At 70.7% G+C, this 14,379-nt stretch carries 12 protein-coding genes; 3 read left to right on the top strand and 9 right to left on the bottom strand.

The features are described from left to right. The 6 genes from efeB to WH07_RS09975 form a co-directional block, all read right to left on the bottom strand. Positions 1 to 1,181, bottom strand: a 1,181-nt coding sequence (efeB, locus tag WH07_RS10000; RefSeq protein ID WP_046498199.1) for an iron uptake transporter deferrochelatase/peroxidase subunit, incomplete at its 3' end; no start/stop codon positions are given. Between the two features lie 180 nt (positions 1,182 to 1,361). Then, positions 1,362 to 3,431 (bottom strand): copper resistance CopC/CopD family protein, encoded by a 2,070-nt coding sequence (locus tag WH07_RS09995; protein ID WP_046498193.1) that lies wholly within the window; start codon positions 3,429 to 3,431, stop codon positions 1,362 to 1,364. A gap of 14 nt (positions 3,432 to 3,445) precedes the next feature. Continuing rightward, positions 3,446 to 3,940, bottom strand: coding sequence for a copper chaperone PCu(A)C (locus WH07_RS09990; RefSeq protein ID WP_046498191.1), 495 nt, complete (start codon positions 3,938 to 3,940; stop codon positions 3,446 to 3,448). Continuing rightward, positions 3,937 to 4,593 carry an SCO family protein gene (locus WH07_RS09985; protein WP_046498188.1) on the bottom strand — a complete coding sequence of 219 codons (657 nt, stop codon included), beginning with the start codon at positions 4,591 to 4,593 and terminating at the stop codon, positions 3,937 to 3,939. The genes WH07_RS09990 and WH07_RS09985 overlap by 4 nt, the downstream gene beginning before the upstream one ends. Positions 4,594 to 4,742: 149 nt before the next feature. Beyond that, complete coding sequence (locus tag WH07_RS09980) at positions 4,743 to 5,528, bottom strand: YcnI family protein (RefSeq protein ID WP_046498186.1); 786 nt, start codon at positions 5,526 to 5,528, stop codon at positions 4,743 to 4,745. A gap of 148 nt (positions 5,529 to 5,676) precedes the next feature. Beyond that, positions 5,677 to 6,537, bottom strand: coding sequence for a hypothetical protein (locus WH07_RS09975; protein WP_046498183.1), 861 nt, complete (start codon positions 6,535 to 6,537; stop codon positions 5,677 to 5,679). Positions 6,538 to 6,778: 241 nt separating this feature from the next. On the opposite strand from WH07_RS09975, the gene WH07_RS09970 reads away from it, so the two are divergent. Then, a complete protein-coding gene (locus WH07_RS09970; protein ID WP_046498181.1) occupies positions 6,779 to 7,291 on the top strand; it encodes an ATP-binding protein in 513 nt (170 codons plus the stop codon). 33 nt (positions 7,292 to 7,324) lie between these two features. Here WH07_RS09970 and WH07_RS09965 read toward each other — a convergent pair whose 3' ends face one another. Both WH07_RS09965 and WH07_RS09960 read right to left on the bottom strand, forming a co-directional pair. After that, positions 7,325 to 8,800: an aminopeptidase P family protein gene (locus WH07_RS09965; RefSeq protein ID WP_046498179.1), complete on the bottom strand. Its 1,476-nt coding sequence runs from the start codon at positions 8,798 to 8,800 to the stop codon at positions 7,325 to 7,327. A 118-nt stretch (positions 8,801 to 8,918) separates the two neighbouring features. Then, positions 8,919 to 10,415 (bottom strand): PP2C family protein-serine/threonine phosphatase, encoded by a 1,497-nt coding sequence (locus WH07_RS09960; protein ID WP_079023108.1) that lies wholly within the window; start codon positions 10,413 to 10,415, stop codon positions 8,919 to 8,921. Between the two features lie 671 nt (positions 10,416 to 11,086). Here WH07_RS09960 and WH07_RS09955 point away from each other — a divergent pair. Together WH07_RS09955 and WH07_RS09950 are read left to right on the top strand one after the other, a co-directional pair. After that, positions 11,087 to 11,770 carry a bifunctional DNA primase/polymerase gene (locus tag WH07_RS09955; RefSeq protein ID WP_046498196.1) on the top strand — a complete coding sequence of 228 codons (684 nt, stop codon included), beginning with the start codon at positions 11,087 to 11,089 and terminating at the stop codon, positions 11,768 to 11,770. A 371-nt stretch (positions 11,771 to 12,141) separates the two neighbouring features. Continuing rightward, positions 12,142 to 12,765 carry a hypothetical protein gene (locus WH07_RS09950; RefSeq protein ID WP_046498174.1) on the top strand — a complete coding sequence of 208 codons (624 nt, stop codon included), beginning with the start codon at positions 12,142 to 12,144 and terminating at the stop codon, positions 12,763 to 12,765. 412 nt (positions 12,766 to 13,177) lie between these two features. Here WH07_RS09950 and WH07_RS09945 read toward each other — a convergent pair whose 3' ends face one another. After that, positions 13,178 to 14,143 (bottom strand): DUF5926 family protein, encoded by a 966-nt coding sequence (locus WH07_RS09945; protein WP_046498171.1) that lies wholly within the window; start codon positions 14,141 to 14,143, stop codon positions 13,178 to 13,180. Positions 14,144 to 14,379: the final 236 nt, after the last annotated feature.

The following is a 14,379-nucleotide window of genomic DNA, read 5'->3' as shown; positions in this document are numbered from 1 at the left end:
CCCCCCGGCACCGCGAACAGCCCGCTCGCCTCGTGGCGGATGAACGCCGAGAGCGCGTCCCCCCGGTCGAGCTTGCGCTGCACCGGTACGAACCCCTTGAGCGGATCCGCCTGCCAGCAGACGAAGAGCAGTCCGGCGTCAGGGGTCCCGTCCGCCCCGATTCCGTCATGGAACGAGAACGGGCGGCGCAGCATCGCGGCCCCGCCGTTCGCCTCCGGTGCGGAGATCCGGGCATGCGCGTTCGCCGGTATGACCGGCTTGCCGTCGGCTCCGAGCCGGTCGAGATCCGGCTCGGTCGTCTCCGTACCGCCCGTGAGCGGCGCGCCGTCGGACTTGCGGCGGCCGATGACCTGTTCCTGTTTGGCGAGCGGGAGCTTCTCCCAGTCGTCGAGGAGCATCCGGATGCGCCGTACGACCGCGTACGAGCCGCCCGCCATCCAGGCCGGGGTGCCGGACGGCGGGGCCGCCGGGACGAAGATCCGCTGTTCGAAGTCCGGCTCGGACGGCTTCGGATTGCCCGTCCCGTCGACCTGGCCCATCAGATTGCGGCTGGTCATCGGGTGCGGGGTCGCGCCGGGCGAACGGTTGAACCCGTTCATCTGCCAGCGCACCCGCGCCGCCACGCCCGCGTCCTTCTGGAGCGTACGGAGGGCATGAAAGGCGACCAGCGCGTCGTCGGAGCCGATCTGGACCCAGATATCTCCCTCGCTCCGCCCCGCGTCGAGATGGTCGGAGGAGAAGGCGGGCAGTGGGTCCAGGGCAGCGGGGCGCTGGCTGGTCAGGCCCGTACGGTCGAAGAAGGTGCGGCCGAAGCCGAAGGTCACCGTGAGGGAGGAAGGCCCGGCGTCCAGTGCGATTCCGGTGTCACCGCTCGCCGCCGGTTCGCCGGCCATCATCGCCCGCGCCGACTCCGACCAGCGGCGGAGCAGCGCGGCGGCCTCCTTGCGGCCGGCTCCGGGGGCCAGATCGAAGGCGATCAGATGGCCGCGGGCGTGCGGCGGGGTGGTGATTCCGGGCTGGTGCGTGCCATGGAAGGGGACGGCCGCCGAACCGAGGGCGGTCAGCGCCGTCGCCGGCTCGGGGCGGCTCGCCGCGTACGTACCGGCTCCGGCCGCCGCGCCGAGCGCCAGCCCGGTGGCCCCGGCGGCGCCCGCGGTGCCGAGCAGCCGCCGCCGGGAGATGCCGACGGCGGCCGGGGTGTCCGAGGCGTCCGGGGAGGCCGAGGTGTCTGCGGAAGCCGGGGTTTTCGGGGCAGCCGGGGATTTCCGGGAGCCGTGCGGGCCCTGCCCGCCGCGCACCCCCTGCCCGCCGTTCTGGCCGGTCCGGTCGTCGTGGTCGTGTCGGGTCTTGCTCACAATGGGTCAGCCGATCTTCACGTTCTTGTCGACGGTCGTCTGGTCGATGTCGGAGGTCCGTACGGTCACCTGGAGCCGCCAGTCGCCGGGCATCGGGATCTGTACGCCGTCCGCGCTCCAGTGTCCGGGTGCGAAACGGTCGGGAACGATCGGAAGCGGTCCGATCCGTTCGGCGTCGAGAGTGAAAGCGGCCTTCACCTCGGGTGCGTCCAAGGGCTGTCCGTCGGTCCCGTCGACATAGATGTGCATGACATTGCCACCGGAATGGCCCGGATCCAGGGTCAGCCGAATCGTTCCCTTGCCCTTCGGGCCGCCGGTGTCGAAAGGCATGCTCATGCTGATGGGGCCCTGGTCCGCAGGGGCCTGGGCCACGGCGGAGCCGGTCCGGCCGGCCTCCTGCTCGGCGGTACGGCCCGGCTCGGTGGAGGTCAGTACGGTCGTGACGGCGAGCAGCACCACGGCGACACCGGCCTCGGCCAGTACGGAACGGCGCAGCCCGGTCCGCGCGGGATCGGCGTCCCGGATCCGCTTTTGGCGTGCGGTCGCCAGTGCGGCTTTCTGGCGGGCGAGCTGGGTAGCTCTCCGACTGTCACCGTCATCGACCACAGCCGTCACAGTGGCGGTCTCGGATCCGGAGCGTGTCCCGGCCGCCGCTTCCTCGCCCACCTCGCCTTCTTCGCCCGTTTCGGCCGGCTCTCCCAGCCGTCCTGTCCACCGCCGTGAGAACCAGGCGATTCCGACCAGCACAGCGACCAGTCCGACCTTGACCAACAGGAGCTGCCCGTATGTCGTTTCCCAGAGCGCCGACCACGATCCGACCTGACGCCAGGACTGGTAGAGCCCGGTCGCGGCGAGCACCACGACACTGAGGAAGGCGATGCGCGAGAAGCGCCGTACCGCCGCGCTCTCCATCGAAGGCGCCTGGTAGAGAGCGACGAGCAGTGCGGTGAGGCCGCCCAGCCAGACCGCCACCGCCAGCAGGTGCAGGACGTCCACCGGCATCGCCACACCGGGCTGGATCCCGGTCGAGGCGTGCTCGGCGAGTGCCCAGGTTCCGGCGATCCCGGCGGCCACGACCGTGCCGCCCAGGCTGAGCCCGAAGGTGAGGTCCTTCCTCTCCTTGCGCGCCTCGCTCTCCCGTCGCCCGTCCTGCTCGGACAGGTCGGACAGCTCGGACGGCTCAGACAGCTCGACGTCCGGCTTCTCACCGTCCGGCTGCGCGCTGTTCCGCTGCTCGCCGTCCGGCTGCCCGCTCTCGTCCGCCACCACCTTCTTCGCGTACGCGCCGAAGAGGACGGCCACAAAGAGCGCCGCCGCGCCGAGGAGCAGCAGCCGGGAGACGAGCGCCGCTCCCGTCTTGGTGGCGAGGACGTCCTGGAGACCGTCGAGATCGAAGGCGTCGCCCAGCTTGCCCGAGCCGGTGTACGGGTTGCGCAGGAGCAGCAGGACGAGTGTCGCGGCGGTCAGGGCGAGCCAGCCCTGTACGACCAGCCGTTGCAGTGGCCGTACGGACGCACCGCGCTGCCAGCAGGCGAGTACGAAGGCGGCGCCGCCGACAAGAAGGATGAACCCGGCGTACGAGACGTAGCGCGCCGCGCCGTACAGGGTGCCGACGAGTCCGCCGCCCACCTCCTCGGTAGGCACCGTGGCGGTGGTCTTGGAGGGCGCTCCGATGGAGAAGGTGAAGGCGCCCGAGACGGGATGGCTGTCGGCGGACACGGCCTGCCAGGCGACCGTGTAGGTGCCGTCGGGCAGTCCGGGGCGCAGGCCGATTCCGTAGCGGACCGTGCCCCCGGCGCCCAGATCGCGGATCTTCCCCGCGTCGGCGCGCTTGCTGTCCGGATCGAGTACGCGGATCGAGTCGTCGCCCATGGCGACCTGTTCGGAGAAGGTGAGGGTGATGTCCTTGGGAGCGGTGGCGACCACCGCCCCGTCCTCGGGGCTGCTCCCGGTCAGTGCGGCATGCGCCGACGCCGTGCCGGAGAGCACGGTGAAGACGGTGCCGAAGAGCACCGTGGTGACGAGCAGCAGTCGCATCAGGGGAGCGTGTCCGAAGCGCGGAGCGGTGGCTGTCATGGCGTCTCAGTCCCTCACTGCTGGGCCGGGTTGTACGTGGTCTCCTTCACGGGAAGCTCGACCGTGATGGGGTCGGTCTTCTCGAAGTGCAGTTCGATACGGACCTTCTCCCCCTGCCGGGGGCGGTGCTTGAGATCCATGAACATGATGTGGCTGCCGCCGCGTTCGAGATCCAGCTTTCCGCCGGCCGGGATGTCGAAGGACGTCACCTCCATCATTTTCTGGTTCTCGGTCTTGTGGATGGTGATGTCGTCGGAGAGGTCCCCGGTGACGGAGGTGAGCTTGTCGGGGGTGCCGCCCTTGTTGGTGATGACGACGAAACCGGCCGCGAGATCACTGACGGGCTCGGGCATATAGGCGCCGCTGACGGACAGTTGGGGCCGCTCCGACGAGCCCCCCTGCGCGGAAGCGGAGTTGGAGGCGGATGCGGACGAGCCGGAGGAACAGCCGGCCAGCGCCAGCACGGCGGTGAGGCCGACGGCGAGTACGAGCGGAGCGCGGCGGTTCACGGGGTCTCACCCCTGATGATCTTCGGCAGATCCTTGGCGTAGTCGTCGGCGGTGGTGTCCTCGCCGTAGAGGAGATAGCCGGCGTCGGTCTTCGGCGAGAAGGCGATGACCTGGGCGCCGTGCATGGAGACGACGCTGCCGTCCTTCTCCTTGGTCGCCGGGTCGATCCCGATCCCGATCTGGCGCGCGCCCGCCTGGATGGTGGCGAAGTCGCCGGTGAGCCCGATGAAGGAGGGATCGCCGGCGCTGGGCAGCCACTTGGCGAGTTCCGCCGAGGTGTCGCGTTCGGGGTCGGTGGTGACGAAGACGACTTGGAGCTTGTCCTGGTCGGCCTTGGGGAGCGACTTTCTGGCGATGGCGATGTTGCTCATCGTCAGCGGGCAGACGTCCGGGCAGTTGGTGTAGCCGAAGTAGATCAGCGTCGGCTTGCCCTTGGTCCGCTCGCGGAAGTCGTAGCTCTGCCCCTTGGTGTCCTTGAGGACGAGGTCCGGCTTCTTGAAGGGCTGGTCGAGCACCGTCGCCGCCTTGGCCGTCTGCTGGACGGACACCTCGGCGAGCGGTTTCGCGGGGTCGTCGCCGCTGCCGCAGGCGGTCAGGGCGAGGACCGCCGTCGTCGCGAGAGCGGCGGCGGAGGTCAGGGTTTTCTTACGCATGAGCAGAGTTCCCGGTTGTGGAGTACGGGCACCGGGCACGCGGGGCCGGGAAGTTCCGGCCTCGCGTGCCCCGGGTGCCTCGGATAGGTGGAGCGTGGCGCTTGCCCGGTGCGTCAAGTGCCGTGGCGGGCAGCGCCGATGGCGGCGGGTCAGGCGGTGGTACGGCGCCGGCCGGCCAGGACGCCGTAGGCCACCCCGGCGATGCCGACGACGATTCCGACGATGCCCAGGACCCGGGCGGTGGTGTCACTGCTGTCCGCGGAGGCCGTCCCGGTCGTGGCGTCCGCGGCCTTCGCGCCGTCCTGGGCGGCGGCCGGCTCGGCGGCGTGCTTGTCGGCCGCCCCGCCGTGCTCGTCGTCGCCGGCCGCGCTGAGCTTCAGGACGGGCGCGGGGTTCTCGGGCTCCGCCGCACCTTCCTTGGGCTCCTCGATCCAGCGCACGACTTCCTTGTTGTCGTACGTCTGGATCGCCTTGAACACCAACTGGTCGGCGTCCTCGGGAAGCTGCCCGACGGAGAGGGGGAACTGCTGGAAATATCCCGGTGCGATCTTGCCGCCGTCCGCGGTCCAGGTGACCTTGGACACAGCCTCGGTGATCGTATTGCCGTGCATCTCCAGCGGCTTGGCCAGCTTGCTCTTGGTGACGTCGATCTTCCAGCCGGGCACCGCCTGCGGCGACACCGACGCCAGCGGGTGATCGGTGGGGAAGTTCACCTCGACCTTGACGGTGGAGGCGTTGTCCCGCTCGTTCGGGACCTTGAAGTTGATCGTGGCGTAGCCGCCCTTGGCGGCCTCGCCCTGCGGCTGGACGCTGACATGCGCGGAGGCGGGGCCCGCCAGCAGCAGAAGAGCGGTCGCCGCGATACCGCCGGCGACGGAGAGGCGCGTGAGGTTCTTGGCCGCGGACCCGGAGGGGGCGGAGAACGGTGAGAACACGGAACACTCCACGGTGTTGTGATGAAGAGGTGGTCGGACGGAGCCGCGGCGCGGACGCGCGACGGCGGCGCGGCATCACCCGGTCCGGCGGCACCCACGGCGTACGGACATGCCGGGGCGTACGGACGGACGGGAGGAATGCGTCGCGTCAGGCTGCGAGAGCGAGAACGGCGGGAGGCCCGCGCCTGATCACCGAGTGCTGGAGTGTCTCCCCGGACGTCACCGGAGGAGTGAGATACGAGGTGCGCGGGGCGCGTACGGCGGAAGCGGGTGCGCCGGGCAGCCCGGCGCGCAGGGCCCGTACGAGCGCGAGGGCGGCGCGCAGGGCACGCAGCGCCGCGCTGTCCGTCACCTCGCCGATGCCCTGCGCCGAGAGCTGCGTGAGCCGTACGAGCGCGAGATCCCCGCGGCGCAGCAGCCAGCCGGTCGCGAGGGCGGCCAGCAGATGCGCGAGAACCATGGGCAGGGAGGGCAGCAGCCCCTCGACGGAGGCGTGTACGGAAGCCGAAGCGGAGCCCGAGGGCACGCCCATGCCCGCCATATGCTGATGAGCGCCCGCCATCACATCTGAGCCCGTACCGCCCGTACCGGCTGTGGCGCCCGAACCCGCCGGGTTGAGCCCTGCGTTGACCACGATCCGCTGTGCGTCGACAGCGCTGAGCGAGGCGGGACCGGCTCCGCAGACGAGTTTCGCGGCCAGCCTGATCAGCGCGTCGTCGGTGCCCGCCGGTACGACGGGATGCCGCTGGCCGATGCCGAACAGGCTGTGCAGACCGAGCTGTCCAGCCGTCAGGGCGACCACGATGGACCCCGTCGAACGCACACGTCCGGCCAGCGGGGCGGCGACCGCGAAGACGGCGACGAAGCCGAGAAGCAGCGTCCACCACGGGACCGGCGCGCAGGCGGCCAGCACATGCCCGGTCGCCGACAGCACGACACAGACCGCGGTGAACACCGCGGCCCTCAGCAGCCGCGGAGCGGCTCCGGCACGTACGAGACGAGCAGACATGGCCGGGCCATCATCGCACCGCGGTTCCGGGCGCCGTAGGGCAGGTCCATAAGGTCGCCCTCTGTCCGATACACCGCCCATGCACCGGTCCGCGCCCGTTCCGCACGGCGCCCCCCATACACCGCCATGCGCCGCGTTCGCATCCGCCGAATGAGCGCTATCACGTCAACCGCGTGCTTACGACCCCCCAAGAGGGGCAATACGTATCGGTATGTCGAGCCACAGCCAGAAAGGCTGGAGCATGAGCATCTGGTGGTCTCTCCACTTGCGGCGCGAAGCCGCGAGTGTTCCACTCGCCCGTCATCTCCTGCTCGGCGCCATGGAGACCGCGGGGGTCGATCCGGACGTCTCCTTCGATCTGTCGGTCGCGCTCACCGAAGCCTGTGCGAACGCCGTCGAGCACGGCGGCACGGGTGCCGACGGCGGGAGCGGCTGGGGCACCGCGGACGCCGGCGACAGCGGGCGCGGCGCGGACGGATCTTCTGCCGAGGAGCCGGGGGCGTACCGCGTCACCGCCTATCTGGACGGTGAGAGATGCCGTATCGAAGTGGCCGACTCGGGCCCCGGCTTCCCCGCCCGGCGGGTGCTCCGCCGTCCCGCGGCCGCCCCCACGGCCGAGAACGGCAGAGGGCTCGGTCTGATCGAACAGCTCGCCGATCATGTGCACTTCCGCAACCGGCCCGGGCACGGCGCGGTGGTCAGCTTCGACAAGATCCTCAAATGGCGGGAGGACGCCCTGCTCAGGGCCATGTGACCCGGGCAGCGCGCCCTCCGCGGATCCCGGCGGTCAGGCCTGCTTGAGGCCCGCCATCCATGCCTCCACCTCGTCGGCCTGGCGCGGCAGCCCCGCCGAGAGGTTCCGGTTCCCGTCCTCGGTGACGAGGATGTCGTCCTCGATCCGCACCCCGATGCCGCGGTACTCCTCCGGAACGGTCAGATCATCGGCCTGGAAGTAGAGCCCCGGCTCGACAGTGAGGCACATTCCCGGCTCCAGCGTGCCGTCCACGTACGCCTCCCTGCGGGCGGCCGCGCAGTCGTGCACGTCCAGGCCGAGCATGTGACCTGTGCCGTGCAGCGTCCAGCGGCGCTGGAGGCCCAGTTCCAGGACCTTCTCGACCGGCCCTTCTAGCAGCCCCCACTCGACGAGCTTCTCGGCGAGGACGCGCTGCGAGGCGTCATGGAAGTCGCGGTACTTCGCCCCCGGCTTCACCGCCGCGATACCGGCTTCCTGGGATTCGTACACCGCGTCGTAGATCTTCCGCTGCAGCTCGCTGTAACGGCCGTTGACGGGCAGTGTGCGGGTGACATCGGCCGTGTAGAGGGTGTGTGTCTCCACTCCGGCGTCGAGCAGCAGCAGGTCCCCGGAGCGTACGTCGCCGTTGTTGCGCACCCAGTGCAGGGTGGTGGCGTGCGGTCCCGCCGCGCAGATGGAGCCGTAGCCGATGTCGTTGCCCTCGACACGGGCGCGTAGGAAGAAGGTTCCTTCGATATAGCGCTCGCTGGTCGCCTCGGCCTTGTCGAGGATCTTCACGACGTCCTCGAAGCCGCGCACGGTGGAGTCGACGGCCTTCTGCAGCTCGCCGATCTCGAAGTCGTCCTTCACTGCCCGCGCCTCGGAGAGATGAACACGCAGTTCCTCGTCGCGCTCCGCGGTGACCTTGTCGGTCAGCGCGGCCTCGATGGAGGCGTCATGTCCACGCACGGTACGGACCGGTCCCGTGGCCTCCTTCAGAGCGGCGGCCAGCTTCCGTACGTCCTTGGCGGGGATGCCCAGGAGCTGTTCGGCCTCGGCGAGGGAGTGCCGGCGGCCGACCCACAGCTCGCCCTGCCCGTCGAGCCAGAACTCGCCGTTCTCGCGGTTGGAGCGCGGCAGCAGATAGACCGTCGCGTCATGCCCGCCGTCCTTCGGTTCCAGTACGAGGACGCCGTCCTCGCTCTGGTCGCCGGTGAGGTACGCGTACTCGGTGGAGGCACGGAAGGGGTACTCGGTGTCGTTGGAGCGGACCTTGAGGTTGCCCGCGGGGATGACCAGACGCTCGCCGGGGAAGCGCGCCGAGAGCGCGGCGCGGCGCGCGGCGGTGTGGGCGGCCTGCGGGACGGGCTCCAGGCCGTGCAGCTCGGTGTCGGCCCAGCCGGACTTCATGATCTCTGCGAGCTCGTCGGACACGCCCGGGTACAAACCGTTCTTCCTGGTCTTGATCGGCTCTTCCTCGGTCTCCGGGGTCGCCGGTTCCGGGGTCTCCTGGGGGAGCTCGTCAGCCACGTCTTCTCCTTGTACGACTATCGGTCTGGGTCATCTTCCCCATCGTATGTGCGAGGGAAAGACGGCCCCGGGCGCCTGTGAGGAATCGATCAGCAGCGGATGAAAGCGGTCAGCCGCGTCAGTCGAACCGGGCGGCGAGCACCACGACATCCTCGGCGCCCTCGGCCTTCGCCGTGCCCACGCCCGTGCCCGCGCGCTCGCCGCGCCCGGTCTCGTGCCCGCCCGGCAGCACGGTCCGCAGCACATGGTCGGCGACCGCCCCCGGATCCTCCCGGACCGATGCCGGCACGCTCGCCGCCGCACTGTGCAGGCGCGCGAAGGCGCGGTCCATGGGGTCGCCGGTACGCCGCAACAGCCCGTCCGTGTACAGCAGCACCGTTTCGCCGGACCCGGGCCACAGCTCCACGCTGGGCGCCTCCCAGCACGAGAGCATGCCGAGCGGCGCGGACAGGGACGTCTCGACGAACTCCGCGCGCCGGTCCCCGACGATCAGCGGCGGCGCGTGCCCGGCCCCCGCCAGCACGATCTTGCCCTGGGCCGGTTCGGCGTACGCGAAGAGCGCGGTGGCCGTACGGGCGGGCTCGGTCAGCCGCAGCAGCAGCTCCAGATCGGAGAGTACGGCGACGGGATCCTCGCCCTCCATCACGGCGTACGCGCGGAGCGAGGCGCGCAGCCGTCCCATCGCGGCCACCGCCCCGGGCCCGGAACCGCTGACGGAGCCCACGGCCAGACTCACGGCGCCCTCGGGCAGCGGCAGCGCGTCGTACCAGTCGCCGCCGCCGTACGGTCCGGTGCGGTGCCGTGCGGCGAGCCGGACACCGGGGATCCGGGGGAGCCGGGTGGGCAGCAGTTCCTCGGCGATGGCGGCCACGCGGGTACGGGCCCGCTCCAGCTCCAGCAGCCGCGCGAGATGCTCGCTCGCGTAGCGGGCGTAGAGACCGACGAGATGGCGCTGCCGTTCCACCGGTTCGGCGGGTTCGTCGTACAACCAGACAACGGCCCCCAGTCGGCCGGAAACGCCGCCGGTACGACCGCTGCTCGTGACTCCGGCACCCGTACCGCCACCGCCGCCAGCACCAGCACCAGCACCGGTTCCGGTCCCGGTTCCGGCGACGAGCGGTACGGCATAACTCGCGCCGTATCCGAGCCGTACCGCGACCTCGCGCTGCCGCGGATCCACATCCGTGCCCCCGAACAGATCGGGCGCCGCCACCGGTTCGCTCCGCGCGGTCCCGTCGAGGAGCCCGCCGTACGAGGAGACACGGCGCGGCACGGTCTCAAGATGGCCGAGATCCGCGTGCGCCAGTCCGAGTCCAAGGGTGGTCGCGGGCCCCAGGCGGTCGGCCGGTTCGAAGACGACCAGCCCCCGGCGGGCACCGACGAGGGCGGCTCCGGCGCGCAGCAGCTCCTTGAGCGCGCCCTCCAGCGAACCGGTCCTGGCCAGGCGTTCGGTCAGCTCGTGGAGCGTGGTCAGATCCGAGACCCAGCCGGCCAGCCGGTCCCGGATCAACGCGCCGGGCGCGGCCGGAAGATCAGCCGGCGGCTGGGCAGTGTGCGCGGGGGCGGGAACTGTTGGATCGATTCCAGCCACTTTCGGCATGTTCGGAGCGCTCATGGCAGTCGGCTTTCCGACGGGTGCGTTTCACTCCATAGCATCGCAAACCCCTAGGTCATTCCGCACGACTGCCTATGTGTCCACATGTACACGTACAACTTGAGTAATGTCCAGCATTGTCCTGCTCGGGCGGGCGGTGTCCTGAGACGTTCAAGTTGGCAAAAAAATTACCCCCCGGGTCAGGTTTTGCGATCGACTGAGGGAGTTCAACAGGGGGTCCTCCAGGGATGAGTTCATGTACGACCCCGGTGGAGCGTCATTCCGAACGTGATGGGTACGTAAACGGTGACGGACAGGGGCAGTTGGGACCACCCCGGAACCTGGCGGCGGTACCGGGCGTCTTAACCGCCGTAGGCCAAGCCTCATCCCCCGGAGTGGCGAGAAAAGTACAGCGGGACAGAGCGGCACAGTAGGCGCCATGCGCACGCCACCCCTCGCCACACGCTCGACGAAGACAGACCGGCCTCGGCCCAGGAACGGCGCGGCGCGCCGCAGGCCGGGAGAAGTCTGTCCGTACCTCAGGTGCGGAGCGGCCATGCAGCGGTGCGTGGCGGTACATGTCGATGTGTGCGCGATGAAATACGCACGGCGGTACGCACGGTGAAGTGATGCACACACATGGTGTCAGTGTCATGTGGACCTCGGCGTTCAACGGAAAGGAACGAGCGCTCATGCGCGAGATCCTCGGAAGGCGACGCAGGCTCCGGCTCCGGCGCAAGGAGGAGCCCGCCCAGCTCGACACGGCGCTCCTCTGCGCCACCGCGTGGAGATGGCCCGTACTCCCGGGCGCCGGACTCACGGCGGCCGGCGGACGCGGGACACGCGGGCGCGGCTGCGCCTGCCCCGACCTCGACTGCGCCGTACCCGGCGCACACCCCTTCGACCCGGGGCTGCTCGCCGCCACCACCGATGAGCGGATGGTGCGCTGGTGGTGGCGGAACCGGCCCACGGCCCCGATCGTGCTGGCCACCGGCGGCAGCGCACCCTGCGCGGTGAGCCTGCCGGCCGTCGCGGGCGCGCGGGCGCTGGCGGAGCTGGACCGGATGGAGATCCGGCTCGGCCCTGTCGTCGCGACGCCCACGCGCTGGTCGCTGCTGGTGGCTCCGTACACCCTCGAACAGCTCGGCGAGCTGCTCTACGCCAAGGCCTGGGTGCCCAGTTCGCTGCGGTTCCACGGCGAGGGCGGCTATCTCGTACTGCCGCCCTCCGAGGCGGCCGGCGGGCAGGTCCGCTGGGAGCGCGGGCCGCTGGCGGGCTCGGCGGCGCCCTGGCTGCCGGATGTGGAGGCGGTCGTGGACGCGCTCGTGGAAGCGAGCACCAGCGCGCCGGACGGCGGCAGCAGACTCGCGTACTGAGCACAGGGACACGAAAACTCGCGTGTCGACATAACGGGTACCGGCATAACGCGTACGTGCATAACGCGTACGGGCATGTCGCGTACGGACATCTGAAGAACGGCGCACAGCGAACGGGGACGCGGGATCGCGTACGGACCGCCGCACCGGCGGCGGTCGGCGCGGTCACGTGCGCATGCCGTCCCAAGGGCGCACGCCGTCCCACGGGCGACGCGCCGGTCGCTCGTACCACTGCATTACGCGCATCACTCGTACGGGTGTGAGCCGCCCCGACATGTACGGGCACTGTGCGCGCGCTGCCTCTCAACAGCCCGTGCCGTGGGTATCTTCGGCCACCGTCAGCGATCTCCGGCAGTGGCAGGTGGCCCACCATGAATCTTCGCGCGATCGGGTTCGCCGCCGTCGCGGTGTTCGCCGTACTTCTGCCGGTGGCCGCCACCGCCGGGTCCTCTGATCCTGCCCGGCCCGGTGAAGCCGTCAAACCCGCCGAGGGATCCCGGACAGGTTCCGCGCCAGGAGCGCTCGACGCGAAGCCGGGACCGGGCCGTCAGTCCCTGTCCGGAATTGACGGGTCCGCCACGCCCACGGATGCCGCCGCCACGTCCTCCTCGTCCGACGACCCGGTCGTGCGCGCCGGTGAGCGATGTGGGCCTGAAGTCGCCTCTCCGGAAGGGATCGAGGCGCGCACATGTGTACTGAGCGAGGGGCGCGACACTTGGGCGCGTACCCACTACCGCAACGCGTCCGGCGATGAACTGGTCGCCGCGCTCAGCCTGATGGGCCCGCACGGACGTACCGTACAGACACAGTGCGTGGTCGCCGCGACGGCCGGGGCGGCGAGCTGTCAGACGCCGCGTGAGCCCTCGCTGGGGGAGCTGGCGGACTACACCGCGATTGCGGAGTTCGCCGCCTCGACCGCCCAGGCAGCGCCCAGGACCGGGGGTGACAGCGAGGAGATCGGGCCTTTGCTTCTGCGGGTGGGGAGCAACTCGTAACTGCCGCCCGCAGGCCGCCGCGACCGGGGCGGGACGCTGGTGGGGAGCAACTCGTGGGCTGCTACGGCCTGTTGGCGTACCGATCGCATCCGGGAACGCAGACGCCCGATCGCTGGCGACGGGGGATGCACCAGCGACCGGGCTTATAGAACGGTAACAAGAGATCGGCAGTTAGCAAATTCGATCCGGTGTATTCGGACAATGAATTACCGGCAGGTACAGGCAGGTGTGATGCCCGATGTGACAGGTGTCACCAGCCGGCCGCGCGAAACTTCACGCGGCCGAGGAACCGGCGACGGATACCGTCCGTGAACGCTCCGGCGGTCCCGAAGACGTCCCGGTGGTCCGGCGACGACGCGGCCGGCGCCCGTGCCGCGAGCCCCGGGAGCCGGCCCCGCGCCGCCGCGATGAGTCAGCTCAGGGTCACCTGGCGGTTGGTGAGACCGCCGCGCGCACGGCGCTCGTCCGCCGTCAATGGCGCATTGACGCCGAGAGCCGCCGTCAGCCGCTCGGCGAACTCCGCCGCCGGCTTCTCGCACTCCTCGGCACCCATCGCGCTGGGCAGGTCCCACACCGGTACGGTCAGCCCGTGCGCCCGGAAGGAACCGACCAGCCGGGTCCCCTCGCCGAGGCTCGACGTACCCGCGGCGTGCAGCCGGGCCAGCGCGTCCAGCAGCGGCTCCTCGGCGTACGGCATCACCCAGCGCAGATGGTTCTTCTCCGGGGTCTCGCACCAGTAGGCGGCGTCGCTGCCCGAGAGCAGTACGGTCGGAATCGCGGCGGCGTTGGCGCGCTCCAGCGAGGCGTTGACCTCGGCCGAGGCGTTCTCCGCGTCCGGCACCCAGAATTCGAACCCGGCGTGGACGACGGGCTTGAAGGGGGCTTCGGGGTCGAGCAGGTCCTGGAGCCGCGGGCCGTCGGCGGGCACCCGCTGCGCGGCCACCGGATTGCCGGGCTCGGCGGTCAGCGCACGCCGGAGCGTATCGGCGAGATCGCGGCTGAGATCGCCGGACGAGGTGTCGTTCTGGAGCGCGAGCAGTACGGAGCCGTCGTCGCGGCGCAGCGCGGGCCAGGCCATGGGCAGTACGGTCGCTAGCGTCACGGACGGCACGCCCTCGGGGAGCCCGTCCTTGAGGGTCAGCCCGGCGGTCGCGGCGGGCACCAGCTCGCGCATCGCGACCCAGTCGCACTCACCGGCGAGCCCCTCGAAGGGGCGCTGGACCAGCTCGGTCACGGCGTGCGCGGCGGCCCGGCCGTGACAGGCCTTGTAGCGGCGGCCCGAACCGCACGGGCAGGGTTCGCGGGCCCCCACCACCGGGATCGGTCCGTCCTTGAGCTGCGCCGTGGTGGCCTTCGTCTGGGGGCGCTTCTTGGCCATGGTGTGGCTTTCTCCCGTTAGCGGCGGTGCGATGTCGGCGCGAGCCTAGCCGTACGGGCAGGGCGGGGGGCGCTATGCGACGCGCGGGAGGGTCGGCACGGGGCGCGGCGGCGGGCATGTCGTGCGCCGGCGGTGGGCACGTCCGTCGTGTGTGCGGGGGTGGTACGGGGCGGTACGGGTCGGTGCGGCGGGTGTACGAATCAGTGCTGCGGGCGTACATACGCGTAGGAGGGTAC

The sequence above is a fragment of the Streptomyces odonnellii genome (genome assembly GCF_000981895.1).
GTDB lineage: Bacteria > Actinomycetota > Actinomycetes > Streptomycetales > Streptomycetaceae > Streptomyces > Streptomyces odonnellii.
Note: the sequence above shows the minus strand (reverse complement) of the source record. Positions and strands in the feature narration are given on the sequence as shown.

Coding starts and splice junctions, on each gene's coding strand:
- WH07_RS09995 (WP_046498193.1), bottom strand. CDS start 3,431: ATGACAGCCACCGCTCCGCGCTTCGGACACGCTCCCCTGATGCGACTG.
- WH07_RS09985 (WP_046498188.1), bottom strand. CDS start 4,593: ATGCGTAAGAAAACCCTGACCTCCGCCGCCGCTCTCGCGACGACGGCG.
- WH07_RS09975 (WP_046498183.1), bottom strand. CDS start 6,537: ATGTCTGCTCGTCTCGTACGTGCCGGAGCCGCTCCGCGGCTGCTGAGG.
- WH07_RS09970 (WP_046498181.1), top strand. CDS start 6,779: ATGAGCATCTGGTGGTCTCTCCACTTGCGGCGCGAAGCCGCGAGTGTT.
- WH07_RS09960 (WP_079023108.1), bottom strand. CDS start 10,415: ATGAGCGCTCCGAACATGCCGAAAGTGGCTGGAATCGATCCAACAGTT.
- WH07_RS09955 (WP_046498196.1), top strand. CDS start 11,087: ATGCGCGAGATCCTCGGAAGGCGACGCAGGCTCCGGCTCCGGCGCAAG.
- WH07_RS09950 (WP_046498174.1), top strand. CDS start 12,142: ATGAATCTTCGCGCGATCGGGTTCGCCGCCGTCGCGGTGTTCGCCGTA.
- WH07_RS09945 (WP_046498171.1), bottom strand. CDS start 14,143: ATGGCCAAGAAGCGCCCCCAGACGAAGGCCACCACGGCGCAGCTCAAG.